This is a genomic window from Pseudomonas sp. LRP2-20 (assembly GCF_024349685.1).
Taxonomy (GTDB): domain Bacteria; phylum Pseudomonadota; class Gammaproteobacteria; order Pseudomonadales; family Pseudomonadaceae; genus Aquipseudomonas.
In genome coordinates, this window is sequence record NZ_AP025944.1 from 4,675,580 (window position 1) to 4,694,383 (window position 18,804).

Sequence of the window (18,804 nt, forward strand, 5' to 3'; positions counted from 1 at the left end):
ACCAGGTGGCCACGGCCATGCAGGAAATGGCCGCCACCGTGCACGAGGTGGCGCGCAATGCCGGCGAAGCCTCCGAGGCCGCCAGCGCCACCGATGAGGAAGCCCGTGAAGGCGACAGCGTGGTCAACCGCGCCGTGGTCCAGATCAGCCGCCTGGCCAGCCAGGTGGATGCCACTGGCGAAGCCATGGATGCCCTGCGCAGCGAAAGCCAGCGGATCGGCAAGGTCATGGACGTGATCAAGGCCGTGGCCGAGCAGACCAACCTGCTGGCGCTCAATGCCGCCATCGAAGCGGCACGGGCCGGTGAAGCTGGCCGGGGCTTTGCCGTGGTGGCCGATGAAGTGCGCAGCCTGGCACAGCGTACCCAGGCATCCACACTGGAGATCGAGTCGGCAATCAGCAGCCTTGAGGAAGGCACCCGGTCGGTGAGCGAGCTGATGGAGCAGAGCCAGAGCCTGACCGAAAGCAGCGTGGCGCTGGTGCGTGAGGCCGGGGTGGCGCTGGAGGGGATTACCCAGCGTGTGTCGGGGATCCAGCTGATGAACCAGCAGATTGCCGCGGCTTCGGAGCAGCAGAGTGCGGTGGCTGAAGAAATCAGCCGCAGCGTGGTGACGGTACGGGATATTTCCGAACAGACCGCCGAGGCCAGCCAGCAGACTTCGGCATCCAGCGTGGAGTTGGCGCGACTGGGTGGGCAGTTGCAGCAGATGATCAGCCGGTTCCGGTTCTGATCAATAATAAAGCCCCGCTGCCTGTGAAGGCCGTGGGGCATCTTTCAAAGTCACTTCGCCTTTGCCGGCCTCTTCGCGGGCATGCCCGCTCCCACAGGTACTGCGCAGTCTTCAAGACTGTGGTGATCCTATGGGAGTTGGCGCACCCGCTCCTACAGGTACCGCGCAGTCTTCAAGCCTTTGGTGATCCTGTGGGAGCGGGCGCGCCCGCGAAGAGGCCGGCACAGGCGCCACATCACTCGAAGCCGAACAGCGCCCGCGCAGTATCCACCAGCAGCGCCCGGCGCAGTTCCGCCGAACACCCCAGGGCCTCGAACTGCTCGACCACCGTGGTAAAGCTCACGGATGACTCATGCTGGGTATGCGGCCAGTCGCTGCCCCACATCAACCGTTCGGCACCATAGTGCGCTTCAAGGGCCCCCAGGGCCTGACGCGCAAACGCCAGATTCTGCTCCGGCGAGCCTTCCAGCCGGTAGATGCCCGATACCTTGACCCACACCTTGCCCTTGCCGCCCAGCGTCAACAGCTCGGCAAAGCCCGGCTGCCCCAGGCCCAGCCGGGCATCGGGCCGGCCAAAGTGGTCGACCACGATATCCAGGCCATAAGGTTCGAGTGCCCGCACCAGTGCCGGAATGTCCGCCACATGACGGTGCAGTTCCAGGTGCCAGCCCTGCTCGCCGATGCGCTCCAGCAACGGCCGCCATTCGCCACCGGTCAGGTCTGGCAGGCGCTGGCCCATGAGGTTCAGGCGTACCCCCCTGACCCCAAGCCGATCCATCTGCTGCAGCGTTTCACGCTCGACGTCCCGGTCAAGCATCACCACCCCGCGCAGTTGCTCCGGCACGGTCTGCAGGGCACTGAGCAGGTAGCGGTTGTCGGTGCCCAGGAAGCTGGGCTGCACCAGCACGCCATGGCTGAAACCATGAGCCAGCAACTGGCCCAGGTAATCGCCCAGCGGCGCATCGTAGCTGGGCGCGTAACGCCGCTCGCTGGCCAGGTTCAGCCCACGGCTGAACACGTGGGCATGGCTGTCGATGGCGGTCAGGTGTGAAGCAGGAACGTCGGGCATGGTTTTCACAGGACAGTCAGGTTACTTGGCGACAGCGCCAGCCATTGCCGGCGCGGGTGTGGCCTCGAGGGTGCGGCCACGGGTTTCCGGCAGGCACAGCGCGGCGAGCATGGCCACGCCATAGGCGATGCCGGCATCGATACCGATCGCACTACCCAGCGACATGGATTCGCTCATGTGGCCCACCAGGAACGGGAACACCGCCGACAGCACGCGGCCGAAGTTGTAGCAGAAGCCGACCCCGGCACCGCGCACGTCAGCCGGGTACAGCTCGTTGAAGAACGCCCCCAGGCTCGCCGGGATGCCAGCGGCGAAGAAGCCCAGCGGGAAGCCGAGGAACAGCATCTGCGTGTTGCTCAGCGGGAAGAACACATAGGCCTGCACGGTCAGCACGCAGCACAGGGCGAACAGCAGGATGTTCTTGCGCCGGCCGATGCGGTCGATCAGCAGGCCACTGACCACGCAACCACACCAGAAGGCGAAAATGATCACCGCCAGGTAGCCACCAGAGTTGAGTACCGAAAGGTTGCGTTCGGTCTTGAGGAATGTCGGCAGCCAGGTCATCACCGCGTGGTAACCCCCATGGGCACCCAGGCCCAGCAGGCCGCCGAGCAGGGTCACGCGCAGCAGTTCGGGGCGGAAGATGCCGGCCATGGACTTGAAGAAGCTGCCGGGGATGGCCTTGTCTTTCTGCAGGCGCTGGAAGCTGTCCGGCTCCGGCACGTTGCGGCGCACCCAGATGATCAGCAGCGATGGCAGCAGGCCGACGAAGAACATCACCCGCCAGGCGTACTCGGCCGGTACCAGCGAGTAGATCAGGGTGAACAGCCCCACCGCCAGGCCCCAGCCCACGGCCCAGGCACTCTGCACGGTGCCCATGACCTTGCCGCGGTATTTCGGGTTGATGGTCTCGGCCATCAGCACCGCGCCGGCCGCCCACTCGCCACCGATGCCGAAGCCCTGCATGGCCTTGACGAACAGCAGTGGGTAGAAGCCGGTGACAAACGCCGAGAGGAAGGTGAAGAAGGAGAACCAGAGGATCATCCACTGCAGGGTCCGCACGCGGCCATAACGGTCCGACAGGGTACCGCCGAGCCAGCCACCGATTGCCGAGGTAACCAGGGTCAGGCCACTGATCAGGCCGGCATCGCCCTTGGTCAGGGAGAACGCGGCGATCAGCGCGGGAATGGCCAGGCCGAACATCTGCACTTCCAGCGCATCGAGCGACCAGCCACCGAAACAGGCCCAGAACGTCTTGCGTTCCCGTGAAGTGATCTGGCGGTACCAGCTGAACATGATTGTTATCCTTCTAGTCGTGTGTGTTCCGGCCGGGCGCGCCGAAGCGCTTGGCACGCTGGCGACCGGGCAGGCGAAGCCACTGCGCCGTGGCAGAACGGCGCAGACGGGTAAAAGGCGAAGCGGCCGGGTTAACGGCTCAGCGAATGTCGACGCGGTAGCGGAAGTGCTGCGCGTGGCCGCGCGAGCGGCGCCATTCCAGAGGTTTGCCGGCGTAATCGCGGGCCAGGCGCTCGATCACCACCACCGGGCTGTCGACCGGCAGTTGCAACAAGCGGCCATGGGCCGCGTCGACCGCTTCGGCGGTCAGGGTCTCTTCGGCGTAGGCGACCACCTGGCCGCACAGTTCCTCGTAGATCGGGTACAGCAACGGGCCTTTGCTTTGCAGCTCGACGTCGAGCAGCGGCTGGAAGGTCTGGCGCGGCAGCCAGATCTCTTCGGCGAGCACCGGTTGGGCGCCGAGCAGACGGGTACGGACAATGCGAATGACCTCGGCCTCGGCGGCCAGGCCCAGGGCCTGGGCAACGGCCGAGGGTGCCGGTACCGGCTCGATGGAGAGGATGCGGCTTTCCGGCACCACCCGCTCGCCGGTGGCGGTCTCGAAGCGGAAGAAGCGGAACAGCGAAGACTGGAACTGCGGGCGGCGGATGAAGGTGCCACGGCCCTGCTGGCGCTCCAGCACACCCTCGGCGACCAGTACATCGACAGCCTTGCGCACGGTGCCGACGGACATATCGAACTCGGTGGCCAGGGCCGCTTCGGTCGGAATGGCCTCGCCCGGGCGCCAGCGGTTGTTGGCGATCTGCTCGATCAGGTGATCGCGCAGCTGTTGATAGCGTGGCAGTCGAGCATCACCGGACAGTGGGTGCATGGGTCGGCTCTCGTCTTGTTATGTAAACATATATATGAATTTTTCCAGAGTATTCCCGGTGACTGACGGGCTGTCAATCCTCCGCTGGTCGCCGCCGCCGGCCTCACATATCCTCAGGCTTCGGAAACACCCACAACAAGGACGTGGCAATGCTCGCCGCCCTCAAAGGCTACCCCACCAGCGTCCGCCTGCTGCTGGCCACCACTTTCACCCTCACCGTGGCGCGAGCCATCACCCTGCCCTACCTGGTGGTCTACCTGGCCGAGAACTTCCAGCTTGCGGTCGGCCAGATCGGCCTGCTGATCGGTGGCGCGCTGATCGTTGCCTCGCTGTTGAGCCTGTACGGCGGGCACCTGGTCGACACCGTGCGCAATCACACCCTGGTCAGCGCCAGCACGCTGGTGTTTGCAATGGCCTTCGTGGCCGCCATTGCCAGCCGATCGGCGTTGCTGTTTTTCCTCTGCCTGGTGCTGATCAACCTGGCCCTGGCCGTGGTCGACATTGCCGCCAAGGCCGGCTTCTGCGCGCTGCTGCCCGTGGCGCAGCGGGCCGAGGTGTTCGCCATCAAGTACACCCTGAGCAATATCGGTTACGCCGTCGGGCCGATGCTCGGCGTCGCCATGCTCGAGTTCGATGACCACCTGCCCTTCATCGCCTCGGCGCTGACCGGCCTGGGCATGTGCCTGGCTTACTGGCGGCTCGGCGACCGTGGGCTGCAGGCCAGCGCCCAGGAGCAGCAAAGTGCCGGGTTCGCCCAGGTGGCTCTGGGGCTGGCGCGCGACCGCCGGTTGGTGTGCTTTACCCTGGGGGGCGTGCTGAGCGCGGTGGTGTTCGGCCAGTTCACCGCCTACCTGTCGCAGTACCTGGTGGTGACCAGCAGCGCCAGCGAAGCGGCACGGCTGGTCGGCTACCTGGTGACCACCAACGCGGTCACGGTGATCGCCCTGCAGTACCTGATTGGCCGGCGCATCAGCCGCCAGCAGCTGATGCCCTGGCTGCTGGCCGGCATGGCGTTGTTCATTGCCGGATTGCTGGGTTTCGCCATGGCCGGGTCGGTAATGGCCTGGTGCCTGGCGATGCTGGTGTTCACCCTTGGTGAGATCATCGTCATACCCGCCGAGTACATGTTCATCGACCTGATCGCCCCGGAACACCTGCGCGGGGTGTATTACGGGGCGCAGAACCTGTCCAACCTCGGGGCGGCACTGGGGCCGGTGATGGTGGGCTTTGCCCTGGGTCGGTGGTGGCCGGGGGTGATCTTCTACCTGCTGGTGATGTCGGTGATACTGGCAGGGGTGTTTTACTGGCTGGGCACCCGCAGAGGTTGAGGTTGTCACTACTGGCCTCTTCGCGGGACAAGCCCGCTCCCACAGGTTCGCTGCAGCTCTTGAGCACGGTAGTTTCCTGTGGGAGCAACTGTCTTGCTCAATTTCTAGAATCTGGCGCGATCCCTGTGGGAGCGGGCTTGTCCCGCGAAGAGGCCAGTACAGGCAAACGCTGACCCTGCGACGACTCGCCGCTGCGACCATCGTCTGCGCTGACGAAGCGCCGCCCGCGTGCCAGACTGATTGATCGGGACCGCGTTATCCTTTTTGCTCCGGAGTTTTCATGTCGTTGTCCAGCGGGCTGATCGCCGTGGTCGCCCTGGCCTATATGGCCGTCATGTTCGCCATCGCCTTCTACGGCGACCGCCGCAGCACACCGTTGCCGCCGCGTCTGCGTGCGTGGGTGTACAGCCTGTCGCTGGCAGTGTACTGCACCAGTTGGACGTTCTTCGGCGCGGTCGGCCAGGCCGCCGAACAGCTTTGGGCGTTCCTGCCGATCTACCTCGGGCCGATCCTGCTGCTGATCTTCGCGCCCTGGGTGCTGCAGAAGATGGTGCTGATCAGCAAGCAGCAGAACATCACCTCGATCGCCGACTTCATCGCCGCGCGCTACGGCAAGTCGCAGTCCCTGGCGGTAGTGGTGGCGCTGATCTGCCTGGTCGGCGTGCTGCCTTACATCGCCCTGCAGCTCAAAGGCATCGTGCTCGGCGTCAACCTGCTGATCGGCGCCAATGCCGACGCCACCGGTACCCGCGTGCAGGACACCGCGCTGGTGGTGTCGCTGGTGCTGGCGCTGTTCGCCATCGTCTTCGGCACACGCAGCCTGGACGTCACCGAGCACCACCGTGGCATGGTCCTGGCCATCGCCTTCGAGTCACTGATCAAGCTGCTGGCGTTCCTCGCCGTGGGCGTGTTCGTGGTGTTCAACCTGTACGATGGCTTCGACGACCTGTTGACCCAGGCGCGCCAGTCGGTGCAGCTGGACAGCTACTGGCAGGAAACCATCAACTGGCCGTCGATGGTGGTGCAGACCGCCGTGGCGATGATGGCGATCATCTGCCTGCCGCGGCAGTTCCACGTCACCGTGGTGGAAAACATCGAACCCCAGGACATGCGCCTGGCGCGCTGGGTATTCCCGTTGTACCTGGCGCTGGCCGCGCTGTTCGTGGTGCCGATCGCCCTGGCCGGGCAGATGCTGCTGCCAGGAACGGTGATTTCCGATTCCTTCGTCATCAGCCTGCCGCTGGCCGAGGCGCACCCGAGCCTGGCCCTCCTGGCTTTCATCGGCGGTGCTTCGGCCGCCACCGGCATGGTCATCGTCGAGGCCGTGGCGCTGTCGACCATGGTCTCCAACGACATGCTGCTGCCGTGGCTGCTGCGCCGCACCAACGCTGAGCGGCCGTTCGAGGCATTCCGCCACTGGATGCTGTCGGTGCGCCGGGTAACCATCGTGGTGATCCTGCTGCTGGCCTATGTCAGCTACCGCCTGCTCGGCTCCACCGCGAGCCTGGCGACCATCGGCCAGATTGCCTTTGCCGCCGTCACCCAGCTGACCCCGGCCATGCTCGGCGCGCTGTACTGGAAGCAGGCCAACCGCCGCGGCGTGTTCGCCGGCCTGGCGGCGGGCATCTTCCTGTGGTTCTACACCCTGGTGCTGCCGATCATCGCCCATAGCCTGGGCCTGTCGCTCGGGCTGTTCCCGGGCCTGGCCTGGCTGCACGGCAACCCGCTCGACCTGCCGATCAGCCCGTTGACCCAGGGCGTGGTGCTGTCGCTGGCGGGCAACTTCACCTTGTTCGTGTGGGTGTCGATGCTGTCGCGCACCCGCGTGTCGGAACACTGGCAGGCAGGCCGCTTCATCGGCCAGCAGACCAGCGCCCGGCCCAGCAGCAAACCATTGCTGGCGGTGCAGATCGATGACCTGCTCAACCTGGCCTCGCGCTTCGTTGGTGAAGAACGCGCACGGCAGAGTTTCATTCGCTTTGCCTACCGCCAAGGCAAAGGCTTCAACCCCAACCAGAACGCCGACGGCGACTGGATCGAACACACCGAGCGCCTGCTCGCCGGGGTGCTCGGCAGCTCTTCGACCCGCGCCGTGGTCAAGGCCGCCATCGAGGGCCGCGACATGCAGCTCGAGGACGTGGTGCGCATCGCCGACGAAGCCAGCGAGGTGCTGCAGTTCAACCGCGCCCTGCTGCAGGGTGCCATCGAGAACATCAACCAGGGCATCAGCGTGGTCGACCAGAACCTGCACCTGGTGGCCTGGAACCGCCGTTACCTGGAGCTGTTCAACTACCCCGACGGGCTGATCAGCGTTGGCCGGCCGATCGCCGACATCATCCGCTACAACGCCGAGCGCGGCCTGTGCGGCCCGGGTGAGGCGCAAGTTCACGTGGCGCGGCGCCTGCACTGGATGCGCCAGGGGCGCGCGCACTCTTCCGAGCGGCTGTTCCCCAACGGCCGGGTGATCGAGCTGATCGGCAACCCGATGCCCGGTGGCGGCTTCGTCATGAGTTTCACCGACATCACGCCGTTCCGCGAAGCCGAGCAGGCGCTGCGTGACGCCAACGAAAGGCTGGAGCAGCGCGTGGCCGAACGTACCCATGAGTTGTCGCAGCTCAACCAGGCACTCTCGGAAGCCAAGAGCCAGGCCGAAGCGGTGAGCAAGTCCAAGACCCGTTTCCTCGCTGCGGTCAGCCATGACCTGATGCAGCCGCTGAACGCCGCGCGGCTGTTCTCCGCCGCCCTGTCGCAACAGGCCGAAGGCATGAACGAAGAGGCCCAGCAACTGGTGCAGCACATGGACAGCTCGCTGCGCTCGGCCGAAGAGCTGATCAGCGACCTGCTGGACATCTCGCGCCTGGAAAACGGCAAGATCACCCCCGACGCCAAACCCTTCGCCCTCAACGAACTGTTCGACACCCTAGGCGCCGAGTTCAAGGTGCTGGCAGCCGAAAAGGGCCTGGAGTTCCGCCTGCGCGGCAGCCGCCTGCGGGTCGACAGCGACATGAAACTGCTGCGCCGGGTGCTGCAGAACTTCCTCACCAATGCCCTGCGCTATGGCAAGAGCCCGATCCTGCTGGGGGTGCGCCGCCAGGGGGATCATCTGTGGCTGGAGGTATGGGACCGTGGCCCGGGTATTGCCGACGACAAGCTGCAGGTGATTTTCCAGGAGTTCAAGCGCCTGGACAGCCACCAGACCCGCGCCGAAAAAGGCCTCGGCCTGGGCCTGGCGATCGCCGACGGCTTGTGCCGGGTGCTCGGCCACAAGCTGGAAGTGCGCTCGTGGCCCGGCAAGGGCACGGTATTCCGCGTCAATGTACCAATTGCCCAGCAGGCCGCAGTGGCGCCGAGCGCCCCGGTGGAAACGACGAGCCAGCCACTGGCCGGGTTGCAGGTGCTGTGCGTGGACAACGAAGACAGCATCCTGATCGGCATGAACAGCCTGCTCAGCCGCTGGGGCTGCCAGGTCTGGACCGCACGCAACCGCGCCGAATGCGAAGCGCTGCTGGCCAAGGGCATGCGCCCGCACCTGGCGCTGGTGGACTTCCACCTGGACGACGGCGATACCGGCACCGGGCTGATGGGCTGGCTACGGACGCGCCTGGGCGAGCCGGTGCCCGGTGTGGTGATCAGTGCCGACGGCAGCAAGGAAACCTTGGCCACCGTGCATGCCGCAGGCCTGGATTACCTAGCCAAACCGGTGAAGCCGGCAGCCTTGCGCGCCCTGCTCAATCGCCATCTGAGCCTGGTTCAGTAACCGCCTCGTCGGCCAGTGCTTCGTCCGAAAGGGCTCGCTCTAGCAGCTCGGCCGGCAGGCTCTTGCTGGCGCGTGCCCCGAGCAGCTTGAGCTGCTCGCTGCGGCTGACCAGGTTGCCGCGCCCTTCACACAGTTTGTTGCGCGCTGCGGCGTAGGCCTTGTCGACCTGTTGCAGGCGGTTGCCCAGTTCGTCCAGGTCCTGGATGAACAGCACGAACTTGTCGTACAGCCACCCGGCGCGCTCGGCGATCTCGCGGGCATTCTGGCCTTGGCGCTCCTGCTTCCACAGGCTGTCGATGACCCGCAGGGTGGCCAGCAAGGTGGTCGGGCTGACAATCACGATGTGCCGGTCGAAGGCTTCCTGGAACAGGTTTGGCTCGGCCTGCAAGGCCGCCGAGAAGGCCGCCTCGATGGGCACGAACAGCAGCACGAAATCCAGGCTGTGCAAGCCTTCGAGGCGGTTGTAGTCCTTGCTCGACAGGCCTTTGACGTGGTTGCGCAGCGATTGCACGTGCTGCTTGAGTGCGGCGTCGTCGTTGCTGCCGACAAATTGCTGGTAGGCGGTAAGGCTGACCTTGGCATCGACCACCACCTGCTTGTCACCGGGCAGCATGATCAGCACATCAGGCTGGAAGCGCTCGCCATCGGCGCTCTTCAGGCTGACCTGGGTCTGGTACTCGCGGCCTTTCTCCAGGCCGGCATGTTCCAGCACCCGCTCGAGAATCAGCTCGCCCCAGTTGCCCTGGGTTTTCTGGCCCTTGAGTGCCTGGGTGAGGTTGGTGGCCTCGTCGGACAGGCGCAGGTTGAGTTGCTGCAGGCGCTCCAGCTCCTTGCCCAACGAGAAGCGCTCGCGGGCTTCCTGCTGGTAGCTTTCCTCGACGCGCTTCTCGAAGGCCTGGATGCGCTCCTTGAGCGGATCGAGCAACTGGCCCAGATGCTGCTGGCTGGTCTGGGCGAAGCGCTGCTCACGCTCGTCGAAGATTTTCGTGGCCAGGTCGGCGAACTGGGCGCGCAAGGTGTCACGGGCCTCCTGGAGGTCTTCCAGGCGCTGCTGATGACTGTCCTGTTGCTCTCGCAGTTCGGCCTCCAGACGCGCAGTCTGGGCCTCCAGACGACGCAGTTCGGCTTCACGAGTGGCGCGTTCGAGGTGCCAGGCGTGGGCGGCATCACGGGCGTTGTCGCGGTCGATCTGCAGCAGCTCCAGTTCACGACCCTGGGCGGCCAGTTGGGTCTGCTTGACGGTGTTGGCTTCGCTGAGGTCGCTGACCTCGTCGCGGCTGGCATCAAGTTGCGCCTGCAGGCCGGCCAGAGCCAGTTGCGCGCTGCCCAGGCGCTCTTCGAGCAGGGCCTGCTCGCCCTGACGCGCGCCCTGGCGGCGCTGCACCTGCATGAGCCAACCCAGGCAAGGCAAGGCCCCTGCCACCAAGCCCAGCAGAATGCTGGTCAGATCCACTGCCATGCTTACCCCGATCACACTATTGCGAGTTGTGTGCAGCTTATCAGTCTGCTGGGTCGGGCGCCTGTTCCGGCACATCGGCCGGGAACAGCCGCGCATACTCCAGCTGCGCGCGCCGGTCCCCGGCCCGCGCCGCCTGGCGCAGCAGTTCATGACCGATGCGACGGTCCCTGGCATTGCCGCATTCGCGGCAGAGCATCTGCCCCAAGCGGCTCTGCGCCACCACCACGCCTTCGCGCGCGGGCTGCTTGAGCAAGTGCCCGGCGATGTGCTTGACCTGCTGCTTGTCACCCAGGCGCGGGCTGTCGAGCAACCAGAGGGCCACTTTCAGGGAAAAGCGTTTGGGCGAAGGGGCTGGTGAGGCAACAGCGGGGCTGGCGAGGGATTTACCGCGAAACTTCATGACCGAACAAGAATGGCAACTCGAAAGGCGCGCCACTCTACTCCTTTTTTTCGTGCATGACCTGTCGATTTCCGGAGCATTGAAATTTTTTTTCGATGATTTTTTCTTGACGTTTTCGAGTGGGTGACTGGCTGGTCGGCTGATGCCTGTCGATTGTCGGACAGTTCTTTGAATTGCTGGCACGCCCGTCCTAGAGCAAGCGCTCGGGACAATCCACAGTTCCTGTGGATAACTCGGTGGACAACCCCTTCAATGAGCCCTCAAAGCCCCGTGAAATGGGGCCTACAGTCAAACTGACGATTTTTTCACCAGCTAAAATTAGTGTTTTTTTTCATTGACTTAAGGTGCCAGTCAAGTCATTGGCGAGCCCGAACGGGGCTGTTGCCGAGCTGTTACAAGTCACGCCTCGAATGTGAACAAGTGCACCGAAAGCCTGCGTTTGGATGCACGAAATTGGCACATCGGGCCGGTTGGAGGCCAGTTGCCCCCTCTTCACATCAGAACAAAGACGCGCCATACTGCGCGGCTCGCCTCAAGAAATGTACAACGCTTGCAAAGCCCGCACATTTTCGGTAAGGTTCGCTCCGTTAGTACCCAAGCTGAAAGTCAATTCTGGCCAAAAGCGTCCTTGCAGCCCACTCGCTCTCCCGAACGATCGCTGCTGAAACCAGGACCGGCCCACTCGATGATTCCCTCGCCAGCCCAGCGCTGTTCAAGCACGAATCAAACGGAAGATTGATCAGGATTCCACCCCGATGGCCTAGAACCTTGGCCCCGGCGTGCTGCCTGCCTTCTGAAGTACCTACCAGTCAGCCCCAGCGCCCACACATTGATTGCGCTCTCTCTGGCTGCCCTGTTCCAGTCAGGTTCGTTCGTCCCTTAATAAAGGCGTCACTGGAACGTTTCTATCATGCACGGATCATAAACCCCGTGTTTAAAGCAGGAACATCCAAACAATATGCAAACTCATCATCAAATTCAGGCTGCCATTGGCACCCTCTCCCAGGCCTTCTCGCCGTTGAAGTGCCTGATCACTGCCCCACGCAAGGGCAACTTCAGTTTCACCCTGGTGGACGAACACGGCGTCGCCTGCCACACCGAACGCCTGTACCCCGAACAGTACAGCCGCTCGGAACCGCTGCAGGCAGTGATCGCCCGCACGCGCCAATCGCTCACCGCGTGAGTGGCGAATATCGTGGCATTCAAGGCCTGAATGGCACCTGCCGCGAGCTGCCTGATCGTTCTTGGCCTAATTGCCGCAGGGCATATAGCGCCGGGAAGCAGGCAGCAATCGATTTAAAAACAGCCCTTTACACCACGATTATCACACTACACTTCAACTCGAGCGGTCCTTACCGCTTCCGGCGGGCCTGACCAATCACCAGCTGCCAAGCTCCAGCGCCCGTCGGCCCTTTACTGCTCGAGGGCATCATGGGTATCGCGGCGAATGAATTGTGTCAGTATGTGATCCGACCAACCCTGGTCTATCTGAATCGTCATTGCGCCAGCGCCGAGGCCCTTCTGCTCGGTATTGCGGCCAGCCAATCGGCACTCGGTTCAGCCTTGCACGACCGCCGTGGCCACGGCCTCTACCGCATTGGCGAAAGCCGCCACCAGGCCGTCTGGGACCACTTTCTTGCCCGCGACCCGGAACTGGCCAGCCTGGTCCGCGGCCTGGCAAGCCAGCACGCCTTCCTCGGCGGGCCGCACCTGGAGCTGACGGTGAACCTGCGCTACTCCACCGCCATCGCCTGGATGCTCATCGAAGAGCAATCCACGCCCTTGCCAGCGGCTGACGACCTGCTCGGCCTGGCACGTATCTGGCGGCAGATTTTCCACCCTCAAGGTCGCCTTCGCGACTTCACCCAAGCCTGGCAATTGTGTGTTGAGCAGAAATTGCCACAGGCGTCTTAAGAAGCGTCCTACATCAATACCGGAAAAAAGGGAATTTTGGTCGGATTGTCCTACAAAACCGCTCTATCTCCCGTGATTCAGCCTATAGCGCGGCGCGTGATTTGTTGGTAGCTTTTCGCCCCGGAGATCCCAAGGAGTTTCTAATAATGAAAAAAGCAATGCTCAAAACCTCCCTCGGCGTAGCCGTTGCTCTCGCTTCCAGCCAACTGTTCGCTGCCGGCTTCGCCCTCAACGAACAAAGCATCAGCGGCATGGGGACAGGTTTCGCGGGTCGTTCTTCCGCTGCCGAAGATGCCAGCACGGTTTATGGCAACCCTGCCGGCATGTCCCGCCTGAAGCGCCAGCAAGTGACCGTGGGGGGCGCAGCCGTCATCGCCAAGACCGACATCTCGGGCCCAGGCAGCAGCCCGCTGCCAGGCGAAACCGACGGTGACATGGTGCCAACGGTAGGGGTACCGATGGGCTACTACGTCAAGCCGCTCGATGAGCACTGGAGCGTCGGCTTCGGTGTCTACGTACCGTTCGGCCTGGTAACCGACTACGGCAGCGGCGACGCCGCACGCTACTGGGGCAAGAAGAGCCACGTCGAGGTCATCACCTTCCAGCCAACCGTCAGCTACGCCTTCAACGACGTGGTTTCGATCGGTTTTGGCCCAACCATCAACAAGATCAAGGGCGAACTGGGGTCGAACACCATCAACCCGCGCTCTCCTGGCGTCAATGATGGCGAAGTGAAGATCAAGGGCGACGACACTGCCGTCGGCTACAACGTCGGTATCCTGGTTCAGGCCACCGATCGCACTCGCCTGGGTCTGACCTACCATTCGATGGTCGACTACAAGCTCGAAGGCAATACCAAGATCAACAACGCCCTGATCGGGCCGTTCAGCGGCAGCAAGTTCGACGCCACCCTGAAGATCAAGACCCCAGAGTCGGTGGACTTCTCGGTTACCCACGAGCTGGACGACCAGTGGACCTTGTACGCAGGCAGCACCTGGACCCGCTGGAGCCGCCTGAAAGACATAACCGTCAACAACGAAGTCCCGGCACCGCTGGCCGCTCAGTTCGGCACCATCAGCGAGGAGCAGAACTGGCACGACACCTGGGCGCACGCCATTGGCGCGTCCTACAAGGTCAACAAGGAGTGGGTGCTGCGTACCGGCTTCTCCGTCGACCAGTCGCCAACCAACAACACCGACCGCTCGCCGCGCATCCCTACGGGTGATCGCAAGGCAATCAGCATTGGTGCCGGTTACAGCCCAACCGACGACATGACCATCGACGTGGCCTACTCCTACCTGTGGGAAGAGGACACCAAGGTCAACCTGGCCAGCCCGACCAAGGGCCGTTACCAGGCCAAGTACGAGAACAGCGCTCACGGTATCGGTGCTTCCCTCACCTACCGTTTCTGATTCGTACCTGCCTCAAGAAAACCGCCCTCGTGGCGGTTTTTTCATGCCCGGACCTGCCAGGTATCGCCCAAGGCATCGCGCAGGTAGTCCATGAATGCGCGCACTTTAGCGGTCATGGCGAAACGGTCGGCCACGCACAGGTAGATATCCATCGGCTCGGTCTGGGCATATGCCTGGCCGCTGCCGCTGTATTCGAACAGCGGCACCAGCGCCCCCGAGGCCAGATGTGGCCTGACGATGAACTCGGCCAACCGGGTGATTCCGCCATCATTGAGGGCCATCTGGGTCAGGGCATCGATGTCGTCGCTGATCAATACAGTGCCAAACTCCGCCTCGAAGCGCATGCCGTCGCGCACGAACCCCCAACGCAGGAATCGGCCGTCCACCGGGTAACGGAACACCAGGCAGCGGTGATCACGCAGCACCTCTGGCGCGGTCGGTAGACCGCTGCTGGCGATGTAACCCGGTGACGCGCAGCAGATGAACGGGATTCGGGCGATGTGCCGCGCCAGTAGCTGGTCTTCCAGTTGCGGGGGGATGCGCAGGCTGACGTCGACGTCTTCGCGGGCGTGATTGACCTTGCGATCAGTCGTTATCAACTCTATCGAAAGCAGCGGATAGCGGGCACTGAAGGCCGGGATCAGCGGTGCCAGGACGTGGCGACCGAATGCAGACGTCGAGGCGATGCACAGCCGCCCCTGGGGCTCACTGTCGGGCGTGGTGATCGCTTGTTCGGCAAGGGCCAGGTCGCGCTCGATGTGCCTGACCCGTTCATAGTACTGGGCACCGGCAGGCGTGAGGGCCATGCTGCGGGTGGTACGGCTGAGCAGGCGCACGTGCAGGTGCCCTTCAAGGCGCGCCAGGTTCTGGCTGACCGCCGCCGGGCTGAGGCCGAGATTGCGGGCGCCAGCGGCAATGCTGCCGGCTTCGACCACCTTGACGAAGCTGCGGATGGCGTTGAGCAGATCCATGGCAGGCTCTTGGATTCGTAAGAATCTCTTTATAAAGAACTCAATCCCGATGGTCTACAGCCGCGGGCTGGGGCATTGCTAACCTGCGCCCTCAGCCAACCTTCAGGAGATCGCATGAGCAATCTGTCCCACACGCGCAGCCGGCGCAAACTAGGCCCACGCGCTACGCCATATGTGTTCGCGTTCTACATGTCTTCGATCATGGCGCTGCTGATGTGCTTCGTGATCACAGCGGCGAATGCCGGGGTGAACCCAGAGTATCTGAACAATGTGCTGAAGGCTTATCAGCTGGCGATGCCAGTGGCATTCGTATGCGTACTGATGGTGAGGCCGGTGGTGCTAAAACTGGTGGCAATTACAGTGCACCCACACTAACCGCCCTGCCTGGCTCTCGCTCTGCTTTTGCTCTGCTTTTGCTCTGCTTTTGCTCTGCTTTTGCTCTGCTTTTGCTCTGCTTTTGCTCTGTTTTTGCTTCTAAGCGCGCGGTAGTTCAGCAAACGCCGAATGCGACTTCAGGAGGCCGAACGCAGGTCTTGCGGAGGGAGGTGACGGGCATGGATGCCCGTCAAGCGCTGCGGCCCAGGATGGGCCGTTCAGCGCGGTCCTCCCGGGAGCAAGGCCGGAGTGAGGGAACCCCGGAGCGCAGCGCAGGGGCCGGATGATAGGAGCCAGCGTTTTTTGGTTACTTTTTGTCGCGTTTGACAAAAAGTGACCCGCCGTAAGGGCGGAAAGGTGACTGTGCGTCGCCATCGCAAATGAATGTACTCGGAACAATCAAAACCACCGCGTGTGAGCTTTTCGCTTTTGGCTTTAAAAAGTGGGCTTTCAAATCAGGTTTACATACAGTCGCCATGGTGGCGCTGAATCACCTTTTCGCCTTTACGGCGACCTACTTTTTGACTGGGCAAAAAGTAGGCAAAAACCCCCGCTCCCATCATCCGGCCCCTACGCTGCGCTCCGGGGTCCCCTCACTCCGGCGCCTTCCGGGCCCGCGCGGCCTACGACTTGCTGCGCAAGTCTACATCTCGCGCCTTCGGCTACGCCGAAGGGGTGCTGCGCACCCTGGCCCTCCAGACGCCTGCGTTCGGCCTCCTGAAGTCGCACTCTGCGTCGCCTGAACTATCGCGCGCTTAGAAGCAAAAGCAGAGCAAAAGCGAAAAGCGAAAAGCGAAAAGCGAAAAGCCGACGGTACTATGGGTGTGAAGCTATCGCTTTCTCGATAGCGGCCCTGAAGGCGGGATCATCGGGCTTGGTCAGGCTCGAGAAGTTGCCGATCACCTTGCCCTTGCGATCCACCACGTACTTGTAGAAATTCCACTTTGGCGCACTGCTCTGCTGCGCCAGCTCGGCAAACAGCGGTATCGCATCCTTGCCGCGCACCGCCTGGGTCTTGGTCATGGTGAAGGTCACACCGTAGTTGGCGTAACAGACCTTGGCCGTCTTCTCGCTATCGGCGTCTTCCTGCTTGAAATCGTTGGATGGGACACCAAGCATCTCCAGGCCCTGCTCGTGATACTCCTTGTAGGTCGCCTCCAGCCCCTCGAACTGCGGCGCAAAACCGCAATAGCTGGCAGTGTTGACCACCACCAGCGGCTTGCCGGCAAAGCGCTGGCACAAGTCGACCTGCTCCTTGCCACGCAATTCGGGCAAGCTGCCCTGCAACAGCGCCGGGCAATCGGCAGCCCAGCTGGAACTGACAGCCAGCAGCGCCAGCAACGGCATCGTCAACCAATGAGCACGCATTGTTCATACCTCCTGCAAGACAATCCTTGAACTTGCAGGGTAGCGCTTAACAAACGCTCATGCCCAGCTGCATCAACGCCAACCCGCCCCGCTGCCAGCCCCACCATACCAATGCCAGCAACACCGCCACGGCCGCCAGCAACAGCCCGCGGACCAGGAAGCGGTTCATGCTGCTTGCGCCTGCAAACGGGCGACCGGGCGTTCACGTACCGGCCAGTTGAGCGCGGCAGCCAGCAGGCTGAGCAGAATCGAAATCTGCCAGACCAGGTCATAGTTGCCGGTCTGGTCGTACACCACACCACCCAACCAGCCACCCAGGAATGCACCCAGCTGGTGGAACAGGAAGACGATGCCACCCAGCATCGACAGGTTGCGCACGCCAAATACCGTTGCCACGGTGCCATTGGTCAAAGGCACGGTGGAAAGCCACAGCAGGCCCATGGCAATACCAAACAGGTAGGCACTGACCTGAGTCACCGGCGCCCACAGGAACAGTACGATCACTACAGCACGCAGCAAATACAGCGCGGTGAGCAGGCGCGGCTTGGACATGCGCCCTCCCAGCCAGCCAGCGGTATAGGTTCCGACGATATTGAACAACCCGACCAGTGCCAGCACCGTGGTGCCAGTGGTCGCGGGCAGATGCTGGTCGACCAGGTAAGCAGGCAGATGCACGCCAATGAATACCACCTGGAAACCGCAGACGAAGAAGCCCAAGGCAAGCAGCCAGAAACCGGAGTGCGAGCACGCCTCGCGCAGGGCCTGGCCCAACGTCTGCTCCGCACCATGACTGGACAGCGGCCGGTCACGCAGCAGGCCGACAAAGGGCACGATCAACGCCACCAGCAAGCCAAGCACCAACAGCGCCGACGACCAACCGAGCCATTCGATCAGGCCGAGGGTTCCGGGGAGCATTGCGAACTGGCCGAAGGAACCGGCAGCGCTGGCGATGCCCATGGCCATGCTGCGTTTTTCCGCCGGGACGGCACGGCCGACCACACCGAGGATGACCGAGAATGAGGTGCCTGACAGACCGATACCGATCAACAGGCCAGCGCTGAGCGACAGTGACCAGGCCGAATCGGCGGTGCTCATCAGCAGCAAGCCAGCGGCATAGAGTATGCCGCCGATAATCACCACCCGCGCGGCGCCAAGGCGGTCGGCCAGGGCACCGGCAAACGGCTGCGCCAACCCCCAGATCAGGTTCTGCAGGGCGATGGCAAAGGCAAACACTTCGCGGCCCCAGCCAAAATCCGCGCTCATCGGCGCCAGGAACAGGCCGAAACCATGCCGTACACCCAAGGACAGCGCCAGGATCAACGCAGCCCCCACAAGTACCCACCCGCTGGTTCGCCACACCGATGTCATTGTCGTTATCTCCAGCACATCGCAAGGTTGTACGGGTATATACCCGCTTTTAGTCGTAATGAATCAGGCAAGCCGCTCCAGCAAACGCACAAGCTCGTCACGCTGCCCTTCGCCCAGCTGCTCGACCAGCATCAACTGCGCCTGCTCCCAGGCTGGATGGGCCGCGTGCAAGCGAGCCGCGCCCGCCTCGGTCAGCAACACCACGCGGTTGCGCTGGTCATCGCCGTCAGCCAGCGCTACCAAGCCTTCAGCCTCCAGCACCCGCAAGTTGCGGCCCAAGGTGCTGCGCTCCAGCCCCATGGCCTCGGCCAGCGTGGTGATACTGGGGCGATCGAGCCGCTGCAGGTGGCGCAACAGGGAAAACTGGGCGACATTGATGCCGAAGCCGGCAAGGGCCTCGTCGTAGCGCCGGCTCACCCCTCGGGCGGCGCGACGCAGGTGGGTGCAGATGCATTCACTGGTCAACATGGATACGTGTATATACC

The 18,804-nt window shown here is 63.2% G+C and carries 17 protein-coding genes; 7 read left to right on the top strand and 10 right to left on the bottom strand.

The window, feature by feature from the left end:
- Positions 1-26: 26 nt before the first annotated feature.
- Complete coding sequence (locus OCX61_RS27430) at positions 27-731, top strand: methyl-accepting chemotaxis protein (RefSeq protein ID WP_410011123.1); 705 nt, start codon at positions 27-29, stop codon at positions 729-731.
- A 235-nt stretch (positions 732-966) separates the two neighbouring features.
- On the opposite strand, the gene OCX61_RS20950 is transcribed toward OCX61_RS27430, so the two are convergent.
- The 3 genes from OCX61_RS20950 to OCX61_RS20960 form a co-directional block, all read right to left on the bottom strand.
- Positions 967-1,800, bottom strand: a complete 834-nt coding sequence (locus OCX61_RS20950) for an amidohydrolase family protein (RefSeq protein ID WP_261941199.1) — start codon at positions 1,798-1,800, stop codon at positions 967-969.
- A 21-nt stretch (positions 1,801-1,821) separates the two neighbouring features.
- Positions 1,822-3,096 carry an MFS transporter gene (locus tag OCX61_RS20955; protein ID WP_261941200.1) on the bottom strand — a complete coding sequence of 425 codons (1,275 nt, stop codon included), beginning with the start codon at positions 3,094-3,096 and terminating at the stop codon, positions 1,822-1,824.
- 139 nt (positions 3,097-3,235) lie between these two features.
- A complete protein-coding gene (locus tag OCX61_RS20960; RefSeq protein ID WP_261941201.1) occupies positions 3,236-3,967 on the bottom strand; it encodes a GntR family transcriptional regulator in 732 nt (243 codons plus the stop codon).
- Between the two features lie 149 nt (positions 3,968-4,116).
- Between OCX61_RS20960 and OCX61_RS20965 the strand changes: the two genes are divergently transcribed.
- Entirely contained in the window at positions 4,117-5,295 is a 1,179-nt protein-coding gene (locus OCX61_RS20965; protein WP_261941202.1) for an MFS transporter, read from the top strand.
- 280 nt (positions 5,296-5,575) lie between these two features.
- On the top strand, positions 5,576-9,052 hold the full coding sequence (locus OCX61_RS20970) for a hybrid sensor histidine kinase/response regulator (RefSeq protein ID WP_261941203.1): 3,477 nt from the start codon (positions 5,576-5,578) through the stop codon (positions 9,050-9,052).
- Here OCX61_RS20970 and OCX61_RS20975 read toward each other — a convergent pair.
- A complete protein-coding gene (locus OCX61_RS20975) occupies positions 9,024-10,397 on the bottom strand; it encodes a DNA recombination protein RmuC (RefSeq protein WP_261944349.1) in 1,374 nt (457 codons plus the stop codon). The genes OCX61_RS20970 and OCX61_RS20975 overlap by 29 nt on opposite strands.
- 154 nt (positions 10,398-10,551) lie before the next feature.
- The gene (locus tag OCX61_RS20980) at positions 10,552-10,911 is read right to left on the bottom strand and encodes an SEL1-like repeat protein (RefSeq protein WP_261941204.1); all 360 of its coding nucleotides are present in this window, start codon (positions 10,909-10,911) and stop codon (positions 10,552-10,554) included.
- Positions 10,912-11,869: 958 nt separating this feature from the next.
- Between OCX61_RS20980 and OCX61_RS20985 the strand changes: the two genes are divergently transcribed.
- From OCX61_RS20985 to OCX61_RS20995, 3 genes are all read left to right on the top strand, one after another.
- Complete coding sequence (locus OCX61_RS20985; protein ID WP_012313162.1) at positions 11,870-12,094, top strand: hypothetical protein; 225 nt, start codon at positions 11,870-11,872, stop codon at positions 12,092-12,094.
- Positions 12,095-12,342: 248 nt separating this feature from the next.
- Positions 12,343-12,825, top strand: a complete 483-nt coding sequence (locus tag OCX61_RS20990) for a hypothetical protein (RefSeq protein WP_085675364.1) — start codon at positions 12,343-12,345, stop codon at positions 12,823-12,825.
- 146 nt (positions 12,826-12,971) lie between these two features.
- A complete protein-coding gene (locus tag OCX61_RS20995) occupies positions 12,972-14,237 on the top strand; it encodes an OmpP1/FadL family transporter (protein ID WP_261941205.1) in 1,266 nt (421 codons plus the stop codon).
- 41 nt (positions 14,238-14,278) lie between these two features.
- On the opposite strand, the gene OCX61_RS21000 is transcribed toward OCX61_RS20995, so the two are convergent.
- Positions 14,279-15,208: a LysR family transcriptional regulator gene (locus tag OCX61_RS21000; protein WP_261941206.1), complete on the bottom strand. Its 930-nt coding sequence runs from the start codon at positions 15,206-15,208 to the stop codon at positions 14,279-14,281.
- 114 nt (positions 15,209-15,322) lie between these two features.
- Here OCX61_RS21000 and OCX61_RS21005 point away from each other — a divergent pair, with 114 nt between their 5' ends.
- The gene (locus tag OCX61_RS21005; protein WP_261941207.1) at positions 15,323-15,583 is read left to right on the top strand and encodes a DUF2798 domain-containing protein; all 261 of its coding nucleotides are present in this window, start codon (positions 15,323-15,325) and stop codon (positions 15,581-15,583) included.
- A gap of 816 nt (positions 15,584-16,399) precedes the next feature.
- Here the strand turns inward: OCX61_RS21005 and OCX61_RS21010 are convergent.
- The 4 genes from OCX61_RS21010 to OCX61_RS21025 form a co-directional block, all read right to left on the bottom strand.
- Positions 16,400-16,951, bottom strand: a complete 552-nt coding sequence (locus tag OCX61_RS21010) for a glutathione peroxidase (RefSeq protein WP_261941208.1) — start codon at positions 16,949-16,951, stop codon at positions 16,400-16,402.
- A 46-nt stretch (positions 16,952-16,997) separates the two neighbouring features.
- Positions 16,998-17,120, bottom strand: a complete 123-nt coding sequence (locus OCX61_RS21015; protein ID WP_261941209.1) for a hypothetical protein — start codon at positions 17,118-17,120, stop codon at positions 16,998-17,000.
- The gene (locus OCX61_RS21020) at positions 17,117-18,319 is read right to left on the bottom strand and encodes an MFS transporter (RefSeq protein ID WP_409261116.1); all 1,203 of its coding nucleotides are present in this window, start codon (positions 18,317-18,319) and stop codon (positions 17,117-17,119) included. The genes OCX61_RS21015 and OCX61_RS21020 overlap by 4 nt, the downstream gene beginning before the upstream one ends.
- A gap of 63 nt (positions 18,320-18,382) precedes the next feature.
- A complete protein-coding gene (locus tag OCX61_RS21025) occupies positions 18,383-18,787 on the bottom strand; it encodes a MarR family winged helix-turn-helix transcriptional regulator (protein ID WP_261941210.1) in 405 nt (134 codons plus the stop codon).
- Positions 18,788-18,804 lie beyond the last annotated feature (17 nt).